This is a genomic window from Paraburkholderia sp. MM5477-R1, assembly GCF_050436385.1.
GTDB lineage: Bacteria > Pseudomonadota > Gammaproteobacteria > Burkholderiales > Burkholderiaceae > Paraburkholderia > Paraburkholderia tuberum.
In genome coordinates this window covers 144823-161276 of the sequence record NZ_JBNDMC010000010.1, presented here as the reverse complement: position 1 = coordinate 161276, position 16454 = coordinate 144823, and the positions used below count along the sequence as shown (strand labels likewise).

Here is a 16454-nt window from a genome sequence, read left to right as displayed (position 1 = left end):
CAAGACGAAGGAGATTGGGTATCTCGATGGGAGCGTGCAAATCTGGAAATAGGCAGTGCGTGCTGCCAGATTGACGGCGCGGTACGCATGATAGGCAACGTCATTTGCGCGTGGTTGCCGTTATGCGGTTGTTTAACTTCAACGGTGCGTAGTTTCCATCCGCTGACCGTCACGGGTCGGGGCGTAGGCTGGCGTAAGAATGGATCACGCGCAGCGCGTCGAGCGTATTCTATGAAGCTTCTTGCCGAATTCGTCGGTAGGCCGTGAGGGTGCCATGGATACGACAGAGCGGATCATCAAGTGGCGCGATCAGCGGCATGCAGACGGTGTCGGCAGCGAACCGCACAATCCGCTGCCCGCGGTGTGCGACGTATCGGTGACGAACGTTTGCAACGCCGCATGCGACTTCTGCGGGTTCTCTCGCGAGAAAGATCTGGCGGGGCCACGTCGCTATCTCGACCCTGATGAGTTCGCGCGCGCACTGCCGATCCTGCGCAGACGCCGGATTCGTTACATGACGCTGCAGGGAGGTGAGCCGCTGGTTCATCCCGAGATCGCATCGCTCGTGGCTTCGGCCACCAAGGCCGGCATGCAGTGCGGCGTGATCACGAACGGCTGGTTTCTTCCCCGCTACATCAAGCCACTGGCGGCGGCCGGCCTCAGGCGTCTGCTGATTTCCATCGATAGCGCGGACATGCGCGAGCATGAGCGCAATCGCGGTCTGCGCGGTCTCGAGGCCCGCATCCGCGAGGGCATCACTCAGGCCCATAGCTTCGGCATCGAGGTCTGCGCATCGATTACGGTGAGCCGACTGGTCCGTTACGAGTTGCTTCCCGAGACGCTCAACCGGCTCGGCTTCGATGCCGTCGTTTTTTCCTATCCACGGCGCGAGGCGTTTGGATCTACATCGCTTGTTTACGACGAAGAATCGAAACTCGTCGACCTGAACACCGACGAACTACTCGAAGCGTTGAGCGCAATCGCGCGCCTCAAGAAGCATTTCCGTGTCATGGACCCGAGCGCTGCACTGGCCGAGGTCGCGCGTTTCGTGCGCGGCGAACAGCAACTGGTTCCATGCATCGGTGGCAGCAAGTACTTTTATATCGACTGGAACCTCGATGTTTGGCGTTGCGAGGCGTGGCCTGAGCCGATGGGCTCCGTCTTCGACCTCGACCGCCTGCCCGATCAACGGCAACCCTGCAATGACTGCATGATGGGATGCTACCGGCATGCCAGCATTCTGATGCACGGTGCCGTCGCCGTGACCGACTCGGTGTACGCGCTGGGCAAGGGGCAGCTTCGGGCTGCTGTCGGCTTGTTGTTCCAGCGCGGCGTTGCGTATTCGCTGTGGGCGCTTTCAGTCGAAGAGTTACCTCGGGCGGCGCTCATCTCGTTCGCAAGACGGACTGGCCAACGCCGTTCCACGCCGCAAGCTGAATGAGCTCAATTTCCGCGACTGAGGTCCCCGGGGGAGACGGCTGCTCCCCATTCGAACGCCCGTCCGCGTTACTCGACCGGCGCAACCGCGCCTCCCGACAAGGTCTCGACGAGGGCTTTAGATGATTGCGGGCAAGCCGCTTTCACCGCCGAACCCATCGGCTGTGCTCGGCATCGGAAGCGAGAAAACTGTCATTGGACCGATTCCATTGCCTAAGATCAAGTTGCGCGCTCCGTGAGGAAAGCACCGCGGCTCGCGAACGGCTTTATTGTCGCGCCCCCTTTTTCCGCGCGACTTTTCCACAAGGAGGTCACGATGAAATCAGAGGACAAGGGCGACGTGCGCGCTTTCGTGCAAACGGCCGAGCAGGGTGGCGAGCATGTCTGGGTCATCACGCTGGTCGACTTCGCGGCCCGTGAGGTCAAACGCTCGCTCGTTTCGGACGAGACGTATGCGACCTCCGCCGCTGCCAGAGATGCCGGCGAGGCTCATTTGAAGGCACTGGAGCAAGACCGCTAGGTCCACGCACTGCCGCCTTGTTTTCGCGCGTGGACGTACTAACGTTGGACTATAAGTACACGGGTGGTAATGGGGCGGAAGAGGGCAAAGTTCATGGCCAGTACGCAAGGAACAACCGGATCGCCGTTTGCGGTGTCCGTCGAAGCGGGCAGCTATCGCGTCACGCGACCACAAAGCGCAAGCGATGTGATCGGCCTGCTGCAAGCGCGCGATATTCAGATCGTCGATCTGAAATTCACCGACTTGCCCGGACTCTGGCAGCATTTTTCGATCACGCTTCCCGAGGTTCACGACGACCTGTTCAGCGCCGGCATCGGTTTCGATGGTTCATCGATCCGCGGCTTTCAGGAGATCCACGAGTCCGACATGCTGCTGCGGCCTGACCCCGCAACGGCCTTCGTCGACCCGGCTTGCGGCACACCGACGCTGTCGATCATTTGCGACGTCGTCGATCCCGTGCTGCGGCAGCCGTATTCGCGCGATCCGCGCTACGTGGCGAAAAAGGCGGAGAACTACCTGCGCCAGACGGGCATCGCGACGACGTGTTATTTCGGGCCCGAGCTCGAATTCTTCATCTTCGACTCCATCCGCTTCGGCCAGGATCAGCACTGCGGCTACTACTACGTCGAGTCGGGCGAGGGCGACTGGACCACCGGTCGCGACGAAGGCGCATACGGCGGTGGCAACCTCGGCTACAAGCAGCGCTACAAGGAGGGCTATTTCCCGGTGCCGCCTCATGACACGCTGCAGGAAATCCGCTCGGAAATCGCGCTGACGCTCCAGCAGGCGGGCGTACAGATCGAAGTGCATCACCACGAAGTTGCGACCGCGGGACAGAACGAGATCGATATGCGCTTTGCGACGCTGACCCGCATGGCCGACAACGTAATGATCTACAAGTACATCTGCAAGAACGTCGCGCGTCGGCACGGCAAGGTCGCAACCTTCATGCCGAAGCCGCTGTTCGCCGACAATGCGAGCGGCATGCATTGTCACCAGAGCCTGTGGAAAGACGAACAGAACCTCTTTTACGACGCGGGCGGCTGGGCGCTGACTTCGGACCTGTGCCGCTGGTACATCGGCGGATTGCTCCAGCACGCACCCGCGCTGATGGCCTTCTGCGCGCCGACGACGAATTCATACAAACGCCTGGTACCCGGATATGAGGCGCCCGTCAATCTGGCGATGTCGCAGCGCAACCGGTCGGCCGCGGCGCGCATTCCGATGTATTCGGATTCGGCGAACGCGCGGCGCGTCGAATTTCGCTGTCCGGATCCGTCGGCCAATGCATATCTTGCTTTCGCAGCGATGCTGATGGCCGGCCTCGACGGCATTGAAAACAAGACCGATCCCGGCGAACCGCTCGACCGCAACATCTACGATCTGCCGCCCGAAGAAGCCCGCAATATACGGCAGGTGCCGGGCTCCCTCGACGCGGCGCTGGCCGCGCTCGAAACCGATAACACGTTCCTGCGCAAAGGCGATGTCTTTACCGACGACGTGATCCAGACCTGGATCGACTACAAGCGCAGCCGCGAGATCGACACCATCAAATTGCGTCCGCATCCATGGGAGTTTTATCTGTACTTCGATATCTAGACTTCGATATCTAGAAGAACAACGCAGGCGGTGACTCGGTCTTGGTACTAGAGCGCCTCGATGCGAGCGCCTCGCGACTCAATCGTCCGCGAAAAAATGGCCGATGAAAATGCAGCCAGCCGCGAGCGCGGCGCCCAGCGCCGCGACCGTATAAGCGAGCCTGACACCGTGCCACAAGCTATCGAACCATTGATGCAACTGCGCCATCAGTACCGCCGCGTTGCCGCCGATCTGCTGTAGCTCGATCTGATAGCGCGGATCGACGATGCCGTACATGGCGACCGCGCTATCGGGCGGCGGGACGCTCAAGTAGATGAGCACCGCGGCGATCAGGCTGACGACCAGGATCGCCGCGCCGGTGAGATAGAGCCGCTTTTGCAGCGGCGAGCGTTGGTTGGAAGAAGGTGCGTCGTGGTCGTTGCCGTTCATCGTTGCGTAGGTGGGTGCCGTCGTTGATGGAGCCGAACCGCCAGTATCGCAGAGCGCGGCCTCGGGCGACCCAGACGCGCCCGACCCACCTCAACGCTTCGACGTCAACAATTTGACCCCCGCAATGCCGAACATCACCGCGAGCGAGCCATCGAGCCAGCGCCGGATCGCCGTATAGACGCGGCGTGCGGACGCCGTCGAAAACAGCACCGCGTAGCTGCTGAATACCGTCGCGCCGATCACCATGCAGCCCAGCACGACCGGCGTCACGTGCGCGGCGCCGTGTACCGGCGACATCGCGAGCGACACGATCGACAGCCACACCAGCACCGCTTTCGGATTCGTGAGATGCAGCAAAAGGCCACGCAGATAGAGTCGCCCGAGCGGTTCGTCGACGCGCGCCGCGCTCGCGGCCGGCTTGCCGCCGCTCCACGCCGAGCGTGCGGACTTCAAGCCGAGCCACAGCAGATACAAGCCGCCCGCGATCCGGATCGCGACGAGGCATTCCGAGTAGGCGGCGAGCACCGCCGACAACCCGAGCGACGCGAGCAGCGCCCATGAGAACGAGCCCGACACCACGCCGAGCGCGAACACCAGTGCCGCGCGTCGGCCCGCGCTCATCGCGAGCGACATGATCGCGAGATTGCTCGGCCCAGGGCTCGCGGTGCCGACGAAATAGGCGCTGTAGGCGATCAGGACATCGGCGGTGAGCAGAGGGCTAACGATCATGGCGGGCAAATGCAAGGGCGGAGCGCGTGTTCGACAATGCAATGCAACGCGCCACAGAGCAGGTTGAATGAAGCAACGATTCTGCGCGCCGTCGCGCGCGATTCACAGATACAGTTGCGCGTACGTATGGCAGCACACTCGATTCGAACCCGAAGCGAACTCGCATCGAATGCGGCGTGCAAAGCGCTCAACCGTGCGCCGCGCTCGCAATACACTCCGCCAACGCATCGGCGACCACCGGCCGGCTATGCCGCGGCCGCAGCACGAGCCCGATCTCGCGCTCGAAGCTCGCATCGCCGAGTTCGAGTGCGACGACGCTCGCTGGCCATTTGCCGAGCCCGGCCGTATTCGGAATCAACGCGACACCCATGCCGCGCGCGACCAGTTGCACGATCGCCTGCAATTCGTCGAGCTCGACCGCATCGCGCACGCCAAGGCGCGCGCGCCGCAGAAAACGGTCGACGAGCCGTCCGCCGAACGACGCGCGGTCGTAGCGGATGAACGGCTCGCTGCGCAGCAGTTCGCGCCACGAGCGGCCGCCGCGCGCAAGCTTTTTCGGCGCGAGCAGCACGAACGGTTCGGCGACGAGCGTGCGCCATTCGAGTTCCGACGGCAGCGCGAACGGCGGTTTGATGATGACGGCCAGATCGAGCTCGCCCGAGTCGACCTGGCCGAGCAGCCCCAGCGACACGCCCGGCACCACGCGAATCCGCCAGCCGGGACGGTCGTCGCGAAAGCGCGCGAGCGCGTCGGCGAGCAGCGACACCTGCGCGGACGCGATCGCGCCGACCCGCAGCATGCCGCTTTCGGCGGCGCCGCCGCTGCGCTCGGAGAGCCGCGCATAGAGCGTCATCATTTCCTCGGCGAGCGCGAGCGTTTCGCGGCCCGCCTCGTTGAGCGTCGCAGAGCGGCCGGTGCGGTCGAACAGCTGAAAGCCGAGTTCCTGTTCGAGCCGCTGCATCTGCGCGCTGACGGCCGATTGCGTGAGCCCGATGCGCGCGCCCGCGCCGGAGAACGTGCCGTACTGGCTGACGGCAAGCAAGGTTTTCAACTCGCTGAGCATGATCGATCAATCGATTTTGGTGATGGTCAGGTCAAATATATATCGTTTCTCAACATTTTTATTCATGATTAAACTTTGCTTCAACTGAACCGGTTGCCAGTCGTGCCAGTCGCAATTCATCCTCACACCCACCCCAGCGAGTCTTCCTATCATGAGCGTTGCCGAAACCGCTTTGCCGCCGTTCCACCTGGCGTTTCCTGTTCATAGCCTCGCCGCCGCGCGCGAGTTCTACGGCGAATTGCTCGGCTGCCCGGAAGGGCGCAGTTCGGACGCATGGGTCGATTTCAATTTCTACGGTCATCAGATCGTCGCGCATCTGGCGCCGGACGAAGTCGGTCACCGTCATACCAGCGCAGTGGATGGCGACGCGGTGCCGGTGCGCCACTTCGGCGCGGTGCTGTCGATGGAGCAATGGCAGGCCGCCGCGGACAAACTGCAGAAGGCCGGCATCGAATTCATCATCGAGCCGCATGTGCGCTTCAAGGGCGAGGTCGGCGAGCAGGCGACGATGTTCTTCCTCGATCCGTCGGGTAATGCGCTCGAGTTCAAGGCGTTCGCCGATATGTCGTCGCTGTTCGCCAAATAAGCGTCGCGGGCGTTGACGCCAGGATACGAATGACTGCAAATGAGGGCCGGTCGACCATTCAGGTTGACCGGCCTATTTTCGTTGAAGGGGATGGCCGCACGGAGCAAAATCGCCCCGTCTTGCGAATCAATCTGAAAGCATGTTTCATATCATTTCGGCCAAAAAACGTGCCGCGTATCAGCAAACGTTTCATTAACTGCGCGTAAATTTATTCAACAAACGTTTGCTTTGCGGCCAATTCGCAGCTAATTCGGCGAGAGCCCTTCGCCTTCAAAAATGGCGCATTTGCTTTCAACAAGCTTCCTGACGATTTCGCCATTTTCATGCCATGCAGGCGTTGGTACCATCGATCTAGCATAAGCGCAGATTCAATCCCTCCCTCCACCCGCATTTTCTCTGGCCCGTTTCAATGTGGATCGTCAACGTAGCGCTTAAGCGGCCATACACGTTCATCGTGATGGCAATTCTGATCGTGCTGGCGACGCCCTTCGTGCTGTTCACCATGCCCGTCGACGTGCTGCCGGATATCAACATTCCGGTCGTCAGCATCATCTGGACGTATACGGGGCTGTCGGCCGAAGACATGGCCACCCGTATCACGTCGGTCAACGAGCGCAGTCTGACCACGACGGTCAACGACATCGAACATATCGAATCGCAATCGCTCCCCGGCATCGCGATCCTGAAGGTGTTTCTGCAGCCCAACGCGAACATCCAGACGGCGATCGCGCAGACGGTCGCCATCGAGCAGGCGCAATTGAAGCAGATGCCGCCGGGCGCCACCGCGCCGCTGGTCATCAGCTACTCGGCTTCCAGCATTCCAGTCATCCAGCTCGGCCTGTCGAGTCCGAAACTCTCGGAGCAGGATCTCAACGACACCGCGCTGAACTTCCTGCGACCGCAACTGGTGACGATTCCGGGCGCGGCCGTGCCGTATCCGTATGGCGGCAAATCGCGGCTGATCTCGGTCGACCTCGACACGCGCGCGCTGCTGGCCAAGGGCCTGACACCTGCCGACGTGGTCAACGCGTTCAACGCGCAAAACCTGATTCTGCCCACGGGCACGGCCAAGATCGGGCCGAAGGAATACACGATCGACATGAACGGGTCGCCACCGACGTTGGAAGGTCTCAACGACATTCCGGTGCGCACCGTCAACGGCGCGACGACCTACCTGCGTGAAGTCGCGCATGTGCGCGACGGCTTCTCGCCGCAGACCAACATCGTGCGGCAGAACGGTCATCGCGGCGTGCTGATTTCGGTGCTGAAGAACGGCAACGCGTCGACGCTGTCGATCGTCGATACGTTGAAAGCCATTTTGCCGGCAGCGCGCGCCGCGCTGCCGCCGGATCTGCAGATCACCGCGCTGTTCGACCAGTCGGTATTCGTGAAGGCGGCGGTGCAGGGTGTGGTGCGCGAAGCGCTGGCCGCCGCGGCGCTGACCGCCGCGATGATCCTGCTGTTCCTTGGCAACTGGCGCAGCACCTGCATCATCGCGATCTCGATTCCGCTGTCCATTCTGTCGTCGCTGATCGTGCTGCACGCGCTCGGGCAGACCATCAACATCATGACGTTGGGCGGCCTCGCGCTCGCGGTCGGCATATTGGTGGACGACGCGACCGTGACGATCGAGAACATCGAGCGGCACCTGCACTTGGGCACGAATCTGCACGATGCGATTCTCGAAGGCGCCGGCGAAATCGCAGTGCCGGCGCTCGTCTCGACACTGTGTATCTGTATCGTGTTCGTGCCGATGTTCTTCCTGACCGGCGTCGCGCGCTATCTATTCGTGCCGCTCGCGGAAGCGGTGGTGTTCGCGATGCTCGCTTCGTACATCCTGTCGCGTACGCTCGTGCCGACGCTCGCGATGCTGCTGATGGGCCACGCGCACAAGCCGAAGGCGGGCACGAAGCCGAATCTGTTCATGCGTCTGTATCACCGCTTCGACGCAGGCTTCGAGCGCATGCGCGCGACTTACATCATGATCCTGAGCAGCCTGCTCGTGCGTCGCAAGATGTTCGGCGCGCTGTTCCTCGGTTTCTGCGTGCTGTCGATGGGCCTGTTCTTCACGCTCGGCGAAGACTTTTTCCCGAGCGTCGACGCGGGCGATATCCGCTTGCACATGCGCGCGCCGACCGGCACGCGTATCGAGGAGACCGCGCGGCTTGCCGACGAGGTCGAAAAGGTGATCCGCGAAGTCGTGCCGCCCAGGGAGTTGGGCACGATTCTCGACAACCTCGGCGTACCGTATAGCGGCATCAACCTGTCGTATAGCAATGCGGGCACGATGGGCACGCTCGACGGCGAGATCCAGATTGCGTTGAACGAAGGCCACAAGCCGTCGCAGATCTACATGGACAAGCTGCGCGCGATCCTGCCGCAGCGTTTCCCGGGCGTCGAGTTCTTCTTTCAGCCGGCCGATATCGTCACGCAGATCCTGAACTTCGGCCTGCCTGCCGCGGTGGACGTGCAGATTTCGGGCGCGAATCAGCAGGGCAACCTCGACGTCGCGCGCAAGCTGCTGAAGCAGGTGCGACTGATTCCCGGCACCGTCGACACGCATATCCAGCAGAAGCTCGACGAACCGGTGATCGATCTGCACATGGACCGCACCCGCCTGCAACAACTGAACCTGACCGCGAACGACGTCGCGCAGAACGTGCTCGTTTCGCTGTCGGGCAGCTCGCAGACGTCGCCGGGCTTCTGGGTCAACAACAGGAACGGCGTGGAATACAAGGTGGCGGTGCAGACGCCGCAGTACCAGGTGTCTTCGATCGACGAACTGTTGCGCACCCCGGTCTCGGCCACGATGAACGGGCCGACGCAACTGCTCGGCAACCTCGTGCAGATCTCGCCGAAGAGCCAGTTCGCGGAAGTCACGCATTACAACATCCGTCCGGTGATCGATCTGTATGTGAGCGTTGAAAAGCGCGATCTCGGCAGCGTGGCGAATCAGGTCGACAAGATCGTCGACGAGGTGCGCGGCTCGCTGCCACGCGGCAGCACGATCACCGTGCGCGGCCAGGTACAGACGATGCGCAGTTCGTTCTTTGGGCTCGGCATCGGCGTCGCGATGGCGATCGTGCTCGTGTATCTGCTGATCGTCGTGAACTTCCAGTCGTGGGTCGATCCGCTGATCATCGTCAGCGCGTTGCCGGCGGCGCTCGCGGGGATCATGTGGATGCTGTTCCTGACCGGCACCCATCTGAGCGTGCCGGCGCTGACCGGCGCGATCATGACGATGGGCGTCGCGACCGCGAACAGTATTCTGATGGTCGCGTTCGCGCGCCAGCGGCTGTCGGCCGGCGCACCGCCGCTCACGGCCGCGCTCGAAGCCGGCGCGAGCCGGATTCGTCCGGTGCTGATGACCGCGTTCGCGATGATCATCGGCATGATTCCGATGGCGCTCGGTCTCGGCGAAGGCGCCGAGCAGAATGCGCCGCTTGGCCGCGCGGTGATCGGCGGGTTGCTGTTCGCGACCGTATCGACGCTGTTTTTCGTGCCGCTCGTGTTTGCGGGAATTCATTCGTGGCTCGCGCGCCGTCATAAGAACGGCGGCGACGACGACAACGGCGGTGGCGACGCTGGCGACGATGGCGGTGGCAGTGGCAGTGGCGGCCATAGTGACACCCCCGCACCGGAACCCAGCAGTGCGGCGACGCCCGCGTAAAAGTTAAACGATGGTTGACTGAGATGACCGAAAAAACTCATGCATCGCTAGCGATCCCCGCGCGGGAAACCGAAGAAGGAGAGCACCGGCTGCCGCCGCGCCATCGCGAATGGAAGCGCGCGAAGATCGCCGTCGTGATCGTGCTCGTGCTGCTCGTGGTAGGCACACTTCGCACCGTGATCGCGAACGTGCTGCAAAACCGCGAAGTCGCGGCGATCGCGCAGCAGAATGCCACGCAGTACGTGAACGTCGTCATGCCGACCCAGACCGAGGGCGGCGGCGACACGCTGCTGCCGGGCACGCTGCGCGGCTATGTCGAGTCGCCGATCTATGCACGCGCGACCGGCTATCTGCTGCACTGGTACGCCGACATCGGCACCCACGTGAAGCAGGGGCAACTGCTCGCCGAGCTGGATACGCCGGAAATCGACCAGGAACTCGCGCAGGCTCTGGCACAGCGTCAGCAGATCAATTCGAGCCTCGCGCTCGCGAAGAGCTCGTTGGACCGTTGGCAGCAGTTGCGCCAGCGTGATGCGGTGTCGCAGCAGGAGCTCGATGAACGGCAAAGCACCTACACGCAGGACCTCGCGAATCTCGCGGCCGCCGATGCGAACGTCAAGCGTCTGCAGCAGCTCGAATCGTTCAAGCGGATCGTCGCGCCGTTTACCGGCGTGGTCACGCAGCGCAACGTCGACGTCGGCGATCTGATCGACGCGGGCAGCGGCACGAGCCGTGCGTTGTTCGCGCTTGCTCAATCGGACCCGTTGCGCGTCTACGTGCAGTTGCCGCAGGCCTACGCGCAGAACGTCGCGGTCGGGCAGAAGGTCGTGGTCACGCAGGCCGAGCTGCCGGGCCAGCAGTTCAACGGCAAGATCACGCATATATCCGGCGCGATCGACGTACCCACGCGCTCGTTGCAGATCGAAGTGACGCTGCCGAATCCCGACGACAAGCTGCGCCCCGGCGCGTACGTGCAGGTCGCGGTGCCGGCCGCCGCGCATGCGCGTCTCACGGTGCCCGGCAACGCGCTGCTGTTTCGCGCGGAGGGTCCGCGCCTCGCGGTCGTCGATGCAAAGGGCAACGTGAGCCTGCGCAAGGTCGTGATCGCGGTGGACCTCGGACAGCAGCTCGAAATCGAAAGCGGTATCTCGCCGAGCGATCGCATCATCGTCAACCCGAGCGATTCGATTGCCGATGGCGATCACGTGCAGGTGCAGCCGCTGCAGAAGAACGGCAAGGGGGCGTCGTGACGTTCGCGGCTTCACGCCAGGCGCGTACGCGTGGCACTGTCTTCACCGCGCTGAGCGCGTGCGCCGGCGCGGCGCTGCTCGCCGCGTGCACGGTCGGCCCGGACTATCAGCGGCCGCAGGCCGAGGTGCCGCCCGAATGGCACACCGATTCGTTCTGGCGCGTCGCCGCGCCGTCGCATGCGCCGATCGCGCCGGACTGGTGGACGGGCTTCGCCGACCCGACGCTCGCGACGCTCGAAACCCAGGCACTCGCGCAGAACCAGACGCTCGCCGCCGCGAGCGCGCACTACGAGCAGGCGAAGGCGACGCTCGCGAACACCAGCGCGCAGCGCGTGCCGGAAGTCGATTTCAACGCACAGGCCTCGCGCTTCCGTATTTCGCACGACCGGCCGCTGACGAACTACGCGACGCCGACCGAATCGACGGTGCAGAACAACCTCCAGCTCGGGCCGACGATCAGCTATGACACCGATCTGTTCGGCCGCATCCGTCGTCAGGTCGAGGGCGCGCAGGCGTCGGCCGAACAGTCGGCGGACGATCTCGCGAACGCGCGCCTCGTGCTGACGACCGACCTCGCCACCGACTACTTCTCGCTGCGTGAGCTCGACCGCGAGATCGACGTGCTGAACCAGTCGGTGAAGCTGCAGCAGAAAGCGCTCGACTACGTGAACACCGAGCACGATCTCGGTTCGGTATCGGGCCTCGACGTGCTGCAGCAGAAATCGCAGCTCGATTCGACGCGCGTGCAGGCGCAACTGCTGCTCAATCAGCGCGCGCAGTTCGAGCATGCGATCGCCGCGCTGGTCGGCGTGCCGGCACCGCAGTTCGCGATCGAGCCGAAGGTACTCGACATCAAGGCGCCGACCGTACCGCTCGGCGTGCCGAGCGACGTGCTGCAAAGGCGTCCCGACGTCGCCTCGGCGGAACGTGCGATGGCGGCGGCCAACGCGCAGATCGGCGTGGCCAAGGCGGCGTTCTTCCCGAGCCTCACGCTGACGCCGGGCATCGGCTGGGAGAGCACCGAGTTCGCCAATCTGCTGAGCGCGCCGACGCTGATGTGGACGCTCGGCGCGACGGTCGGTCAAGTGATCTTCGACGGCGGCCGGCGCGCGGCCAACGTCCAGTACGCGAGCGCGGGCTACAAGGCGACCGAGGCGAATTATCGGCAGACCGTGCTGAGCGCGTTCCAGCAGGTACAGGACGGCATCACAGGACTGTCGGTGCTCGACGGCGCGGCGAAGCAGTCGCGCGAGGCGGTCGAGGACGCGCAGCGGCTGCTGTCGCTCGCGAACGATCGCTATTCGGGCGGCCTCGTCGCGTATCTGAACGTGATCGACGCGCAGGAGTCGCTGCTGACCAGCGAGCGCACGGACGTGCAGATTCACGGCCAGCAGTTGACGCTGTCGGTGGCGCTCGTGAAGGCGCTCGGCGGCGGCTGGGAGGGCGGCGCGCAAGGTGGCGCAATGGCCGGGAACGAGGCTACTCCTACGAACGCGACAGCGAACGTCGCCAGTGCTACGGCATCGCCGCAGCAAGCGCCAGCCGGCGGCGCGCAGCAGAAGGAGATGCCGGCTCCTGCACACTGAATCGCCCGGCAGAGCTTCCATGCCGAGGGAGTGGGATCGGCGCGAGGCGTTAGGGGCGTTTCGTATAATGGACAGTTGACCGCCAAACGTGGCATGGGGACGCGGATGAAATTGCTGATCGTTGAAGACGAGCACAAGGTGGTGGACTACCTGCGCTCCGGTTTGACAGAGCAGGGCTGGGTCGTCGATGTCGCGCTCGACGGCGAGGAAGGCATGCATCTGGCCACCGAATTCGATTACGACGTGATCGTCCTCGACGTGATGCTGCCTAAGCGCGACGGCTTCAGCGTGCTGAAGGCGCTGCGCATGCGCAAGTCGACGCCGGTCATCATGCTGACCGCGCGCGATCACGTGAACGACCGCGTGCGCGGCCTGCGCGAAGGCGCGGACGACTACCTGACCAAACCGTTCTCGTTCCTCGAACTGGTCGAGCGTCTGCATGCGCTCGCGCGCCGCACGCGTTCGCAGGAATCCACGTTGATTTCCGTCGGCGATCTGTTCGTCGATCTGATCGGCCGCCGCGCGACGCGCGACGGCGTACGCCTCGACCTGACCGCCAAAGAGTTTCAACTGCTCAGCGTGCTCGCGCGCCGTCAGGGCGACATTCTGTCGAAGACCGCGATCACCGAACTCGTGTGGGACGTCAACTTCGACAGCCACACGAACGTCGTCGAAACCGCGATCAAGCGGCTGCGCGCGAAGCTCGACGGCCCGTTCCCGTCGAAGCTGCTGCACACGGTGCGCGGCATGGGCTACGTGCTCGAAGTGCGCGAAGAAGCCGAGACATCATGAACCGTTCGATTGCCCGCCGTCTCGCGTCGATGTTCGCGCTGGTCGCGCTGTTCGTGTTTACGCTCGTCGGCACGGGGCTCTTTCTGGTGCTGCGCACGCAGCTCGAGCATCATCTGCGCGAGTCGCTCGACGATCGCACGCAGATCGCGCGCATCATCGTCTATCACGCGGTGACGCCCGAAAAATGGCGGATGTGCCGCGAAAAACTCACCGACATGACGCCGCACGACGGCAGCACCGTGTACTCGGTGACGAGCGCGGACCCGAGCTATCACTTCGGCACGCCGGTGCAGGGCACCGTCACGAAGAGCTGGCCGGGCGGCTATGCGCGCATCGCGCCGGCGGGCGGCGGCCCCGACATGCTGACCTCGACGGTGACCTTGCCCGCCAACGCCGCGCGGCCGCCGGTGCAGTTGCAGGTCGCGTCGAGCTATTCACCGAACCTGCGCACGATGCGCGTGTTCGGCTCGGCGCTCGCGGCGCTGTCCGCGCTCGGCAGTCTCGCGGTGCTGCTGCTCAGCTACTCGGTCACGCGCATCGGTCTCGCACCGCTCACGCGTCTGACGCGCGACGCATCGGCGGTCAGCCCGAACAACCGCTCGCAGCGGCTCAATACGGCGTCGCTGCCGCTCGAACTGAACGACCTCGCGAACTCGTTCAACGGCGCGCTCGAACGGCTCGACGGCGCCTACGGCCGGCTCGAATCGTTCAACGCGGACGTCGCGCATGAACTGCGCACGCCGGTCACGATCCTGATCGGCCAGACCGAGGTCGCGCTGACCCGCAACCGCTCGGTCGACGATCTGCGCCACACGCTGCAATCGAATCTCGAAGAATTCGAGCGGATGCGCACGATCATCAACGACATGCTGTTCCTCGCGCGCGCCGATCAGGGCGAACGCGCGACGGGGCTCGTCGAGGTGTCGCTCGCGGCGGAACTCGCGCATACGCTCGAGTTTCTGGAGATTCCGCTCGAAGAGGCGCACGTGCATGCGCAGTTGCACGGCGATGCGTTCGCGCGCGTGAACCGGTCGCTATTCGGCCGCGCGTGCACGAACCTGCTGATGAACGCGATCCAGCATTGCGAGCCGGGCGCGTCGATCAGCGTGACGATCGCGCGCGGGAAAGGACCGATGCGCGACCAGGTACGCGTCGCCGTGGCAAATCCTGGCGAGCCGATCGCGCCGGACGTCCTCGAACATCTGTTCGACCGTTTCTATCGCGCGGAAGTCTCGCGCACCAATAGCCGCGAAAACCACGGGCTCGGGCTCGCGATCGTGAAGGCGATCGCGGAGATGCATCGCGGCACCGTGTCCGCGCACAGCGCCAACGGCGTCAACACGTTCTCGTTTTCGGTGGCGGCGTCGGCGCTGTCCACGTCAGGCGACGTGCCGGCCATGCGTGCGAACGCGACCGGCGTCGCCGGCGACAGCGCCTATTCGTCGCTCGCGAAAGGCAAGTCGGCCTGAACCGGCAGGCGCGGCTTCAGCGCCTGTTCGCTGGCCGACGTCAGCGTGCTGATGCGCACGCCCAATAGCCGCAGCTTGCGGTTCAACTCCACGCGTCGCAAACATTCGGTCGCCGCGCGGCGGATTTCGGTCGCGTCGGCGGTCGGTTCGTCGAGCGTCAGGTCGCGCGTGACGGTGTGGAAATCGTCGTAACGCAGCTTGATGCCGATCGTGCGGCCCACGTAACCCTTGCGCACGAGATCGTCGGCGACACGCACGCACAGCCCCGTAAACGCGCTCGATAACGCCGGTCGATCGTGGCGCGGATGCAGATCGCGCTCGAACGTGGTCTCGCGGCTGATCGACTTCGGCTCCGATTCGACCACCAGGGGCCGCTCGTCGTGACCCTGCGCGACCTGCATCAGCCAGGCGGAATAGCTGCGCCCGAAGTTGTCCTGCAACAACCCGGCGTCGGCGGCGGCCAGATCGCCGACCGTCGCGAGGCCGAGTGTGGTCAGCTTCTGCGCGGCCTTCGGGCCGATGCCGTTGACCTTGCGTACCTGCAGCGGCCACACGCGCAGCGGTATATCGGCCGGCGTGAGGATCGTCAGGCCGTCAGGCTTGTCGAGTTCGGAGCCGATCTTCGCGAGCAGCTTGTTCGGCGCGACGCAGATCGAACACGTGAGACCGGTGGCCTGATGAACGGCGTCCTTGATGCGCCGGCCGATGTCGGCTGGTTCGCCCGCCAGGTCGGTCAGGTCGATATAGATCTCGTCGATGCCGCGATCCTCGATGCGGTCCGTGAACGTCCTGACGGCGGCCTTGAAAAGACGCGAGTAGTGGCGGTATGAATCGAAGTCGGTCGGCAGCAGGATCGCGTCGGGCGCGAGCGCGGCGGCCTTCATCATGCCCATCGCCGAAAATACGCCGAGCGCGCGCGCCTCGTAGGTCGAGGTGGTCACGACGCCGCGGCCCGCGTAATCGCGCAGCTTCGCGAAGCGCCTGCTGCCGTCTTCGAGCACCTGCGGCGCGCTGTTGCGCCCGCCGCCGATCACCACCGCGCGCCCGCGCAACTCCGGATAGCGCAGCAGTTCGACGGACGCGTAAAACGCGTCCATGTCGAGGTGCGCGATGCGGCGGGTTGGCGAATTCATGGGAGTTGAAGCGGGCGATGGCAATGAACGAAAGGGGTGACGGCGCGCGTCGCGACGCCGCCAGCCCGTAATGGTACCTTGCAGCGCTCGCCGCCGGTCAGGGCCGGCGCGGCCGGCCGCACGCGTGTCGTTCGACGCGTTGTTGAAAAAGCGGGTTCAGAAACTATGCTTGACACTGAACTCCGCCGCTT

The 16454-nt window shown here is 63.9% G+C and carries 13 protein-coding genes; 9 read left to right on the top strand and 4 right to left on the bottom strand.

The genetic code is table 11. The features are described from left to right. Positions 1–274: 274 nt before the first annotated feature. The 3 genes from OKW35_RS44555 (at position 275) to glnA (ending at position 3556) form a co-directional block, all read left to right on the top strand. Positions 275–1441, top strand: a complete 1167-nt coding sequence (locus OKW35_RS44555; RefSeq protein ID WP_429555385.1) for a radical SAM protein — start codon at positions 275–277, stop codon at positions 1439–1441. A 312-nt stretch (positions 1442–1753) separates the two neighbouring features. Beyond that, positions 1754–1957 (top strand): hypothetical protein, encoded by a 204-nt coding sequence (locus OKW35_RS44550; protein WP_018424860.1) that lies wholly within the window; start codon positions 1754–1756, stop codon positions 1955–1957. Positions 1958–2050: 93 nt separating this feature from the next. Beyond that, a complete protein-coding gene (glnA, locus tag OKW35_RS44545; protein WP_184065323.1) occupies positions 2051–3556 on the top strand; it encodes a type I glutamate--ammonia ligase in 1506 nt (501 codons plus the stop codon). A gap of 78 nt (positions 3557–3634) precedes the next feature. Here the strand turns inward: glnA and OKW35_RS44540 are convergent, their stop codons facing one another. The 3 genes from OKW35_RS44540 to OKW35_RS44530 form a co-directional block, all read right to left on the bottom strand. Continuing rightward, positions 3635–3985, bottom strand: coding sequence for a hypothetical protein (locus OKW35_RS44540; RefSeq protein ID WP_429555384.1), 351 nt, complete (start codon positions 3983–3985; stop codon positions 3635–3637). Positions 3986–4075: 90 nt separating this feature from the next. Further along, a complete protein-coding gene (locus OKW35_RS44535; RefSeq protein ID WP_429555383.1) occupies positions 4076–4714 on the bottom strand; it encodes a LysE family translocator in 639 nt (212 codons plus the stop codon). Positions 4715–4901: 187 nt separating this feature from the next. After that, a complete protein-coding gene (locus tag OKW35_RS44530; protein WP_429555382.1) occupies positions 4902–5777 on the bottom strand; it encodes a LysR family transcriptional regulator in 876 nt (291 codons plus the stop codon). 151 nt (positions 5778–5928) lie between these two features. On the opposite strand from OKW35_RS44530, the gene OKW35_RS44525 reads away from it, so the two are divergent. From OKW35_RS44525 to OKW35_RS44500, 6 genes are all read left to right on the top strand, one after another. Continuing rightward, on the top strand, positions 5929–6363 hold the full coding sequence (locus OKW35_RS44525; protein ID WP_008918388.1) for a VOC family protein: 435 nt from the start codon (positions 5929–5931) through the stop codon (positions 6361–6363). A 409-nt stretch (positions 6364–6772) separates the two neighbouring features. Further along, positions 6773–10033 carry an efflux RND transporter permease subunit gene (locus OKW35_RS44520; protein ID WP_429555381.1) on the top strand — a complete coding sequence of 1087 codons (3261 nt, stop codon included), beginning with the start codon at positions 6773–6775 and terminating at the stop codon, positions 10031–10033. Positions 10034–10056: 23 nt separating this feature from the next. Next, a complete protein-coding gene (locus OKW35_RS44515; protein ID WP_184065308.1) occupies positions 10057–11283 on the top strand; it encodes an efflux RND transporter periplasmic adaptor subunit in 1227 nt (408 codons plus the stop codon). A 50-nt stretch (positions 11284–11333) separates the two neighbouring features. Then, positions 11334–12869 (top strand): efflux transporter outer membrane subunit, encoded by a 1536-nt coding sequence (locus OKW35_RS44510; RefSeq protein WP_429555878.1) that lies wholly within the window; start codon positions 11334–11336, stop codon positions 12867–12869. A 105-nt stretch (positions 12870–12974) separates the two neighbouring features. Then, positions 12975–13661, top strand: a complete 687-nt coding sequence (locus tag OKW35_RS44505; protein WP_018424874.1) for a heavy metal response regulator transcription factor — start codon at positions 12975–12977, stop codon at positions 13659–13661. Next, entirely contained in the window at positions 13658–15130 is a 1473-nt protein-coding gene (locus OKW35_RS44500; protein WP_184036356.1) for a heavy metal sensor histidine kinase, read from the top strand. The genes OKW35_RS44505 and OKW35_RS44500 overlap by 4 nt, the downstream gene beginning before the upstream one ends. Here the strand turns inward: OKW35_RS44500 and dinB are convergent. Beyond that, entirely contained in the window at positions 15097–16263 is a 1167-nt protein-coding gene (gene dinB / locus OKW35_RS44495; RefSeq protein ID WP_184065303.1) for a DNA polymerase IV, read from the bottom strand. The genes OKW35_RS44500 and dinB overlap by 34 nt on opposite strands. Positions 16264–16454: the final 191 nt, after the last annotated feature.

Excerpts from the sequence above, each read along its gene's own strand:
- OKW35_RS44555 (WP_429555385.1), top strand. The coding sequence starts at position 275 with ATGGATACGACAGAGCGGATCATCAAGTGGCGCGATCAGCGGCATGCA.
- OKW35_RS44550 (WP_018424860.1), top strand. The coding sequence starts at position 1,754 with ATGAAATCAGAGGACAAGGGCGACGTGCGCGCTTTCGTGCAAACGGCC.
- glnA (WP_184065323.1), top strand. The coding sequence starts at position 2,051 with ATGGCCAGTACGCAAGGAACAACCGGATCGCCGTTTGCGGTGTCCGTC.
- OKW35_RS44540 (WP_429555384.1), bottom strand. The coding sequence starts at position 3,985 with ATGAACGGCAACGACCACGACGCACCTTCTTCCAACCAACGCTCGCCG.
- OKW35_RS44535 (WP_429555383.1), bottom strand. The coding sequence starts at position 4,714 with ATGATCGTTAGCCCTCTGCTCACCGCCGATGTCCTGATCGCCTACAGC.
- OKW35_RS44530 (WP_429555382.1), bottom strand. The coding sequence starts at position 5,777 with ATGCTCAGCGAGTTGAAAACCTTGCTTGCCGTCAGCCAGTACGGCACG.
- OKW35_RS44525 (WP_008918388.1), top strand. The coding sequence starts at position 5,929 with ATGAGCGTTGCCGAAACCGCTTTGCCGCCGTTCCACCTGGCGTTTCCT.
- OKW35_RS44520 (WP_429555381.1), top strand. The coding sequence starts at position 6,773 with ATGTGGATCGTCAACGTAGCGCTTAAGCGGCCATACACGTTCATCGTG.
- OKW35_RS44515 (WP_184065308.1), top strand. The coding sequence starts at position 10,057 with ATGACCGAAAAAACTCATGCATCGCTAGCGATCCCCGCGCGGGAAACC.
- OKW35_RS44505 (WP_018424874.1), top strand. The coding sequence starts at position 12,975 with ATGAAATTGCTGATCGTTGAAGACGAGCACAAGGTGGTGGACTACCTG.
- OKW35_RS44500 (WP_184036356.1), top strand. The coding sequence starts at position 13,658 with ATGAACCGTTCGATTGCCCGCCGTCTCGCGTCGATGTTCGCGCTGGTC.
- dinB (WP_184065303.1), bottom strand. The coding sequence starts at position 16,263 with ATGAATTCGCCAACCCGCCGCATCGCGCACCTCGACATGGACGCGTTT.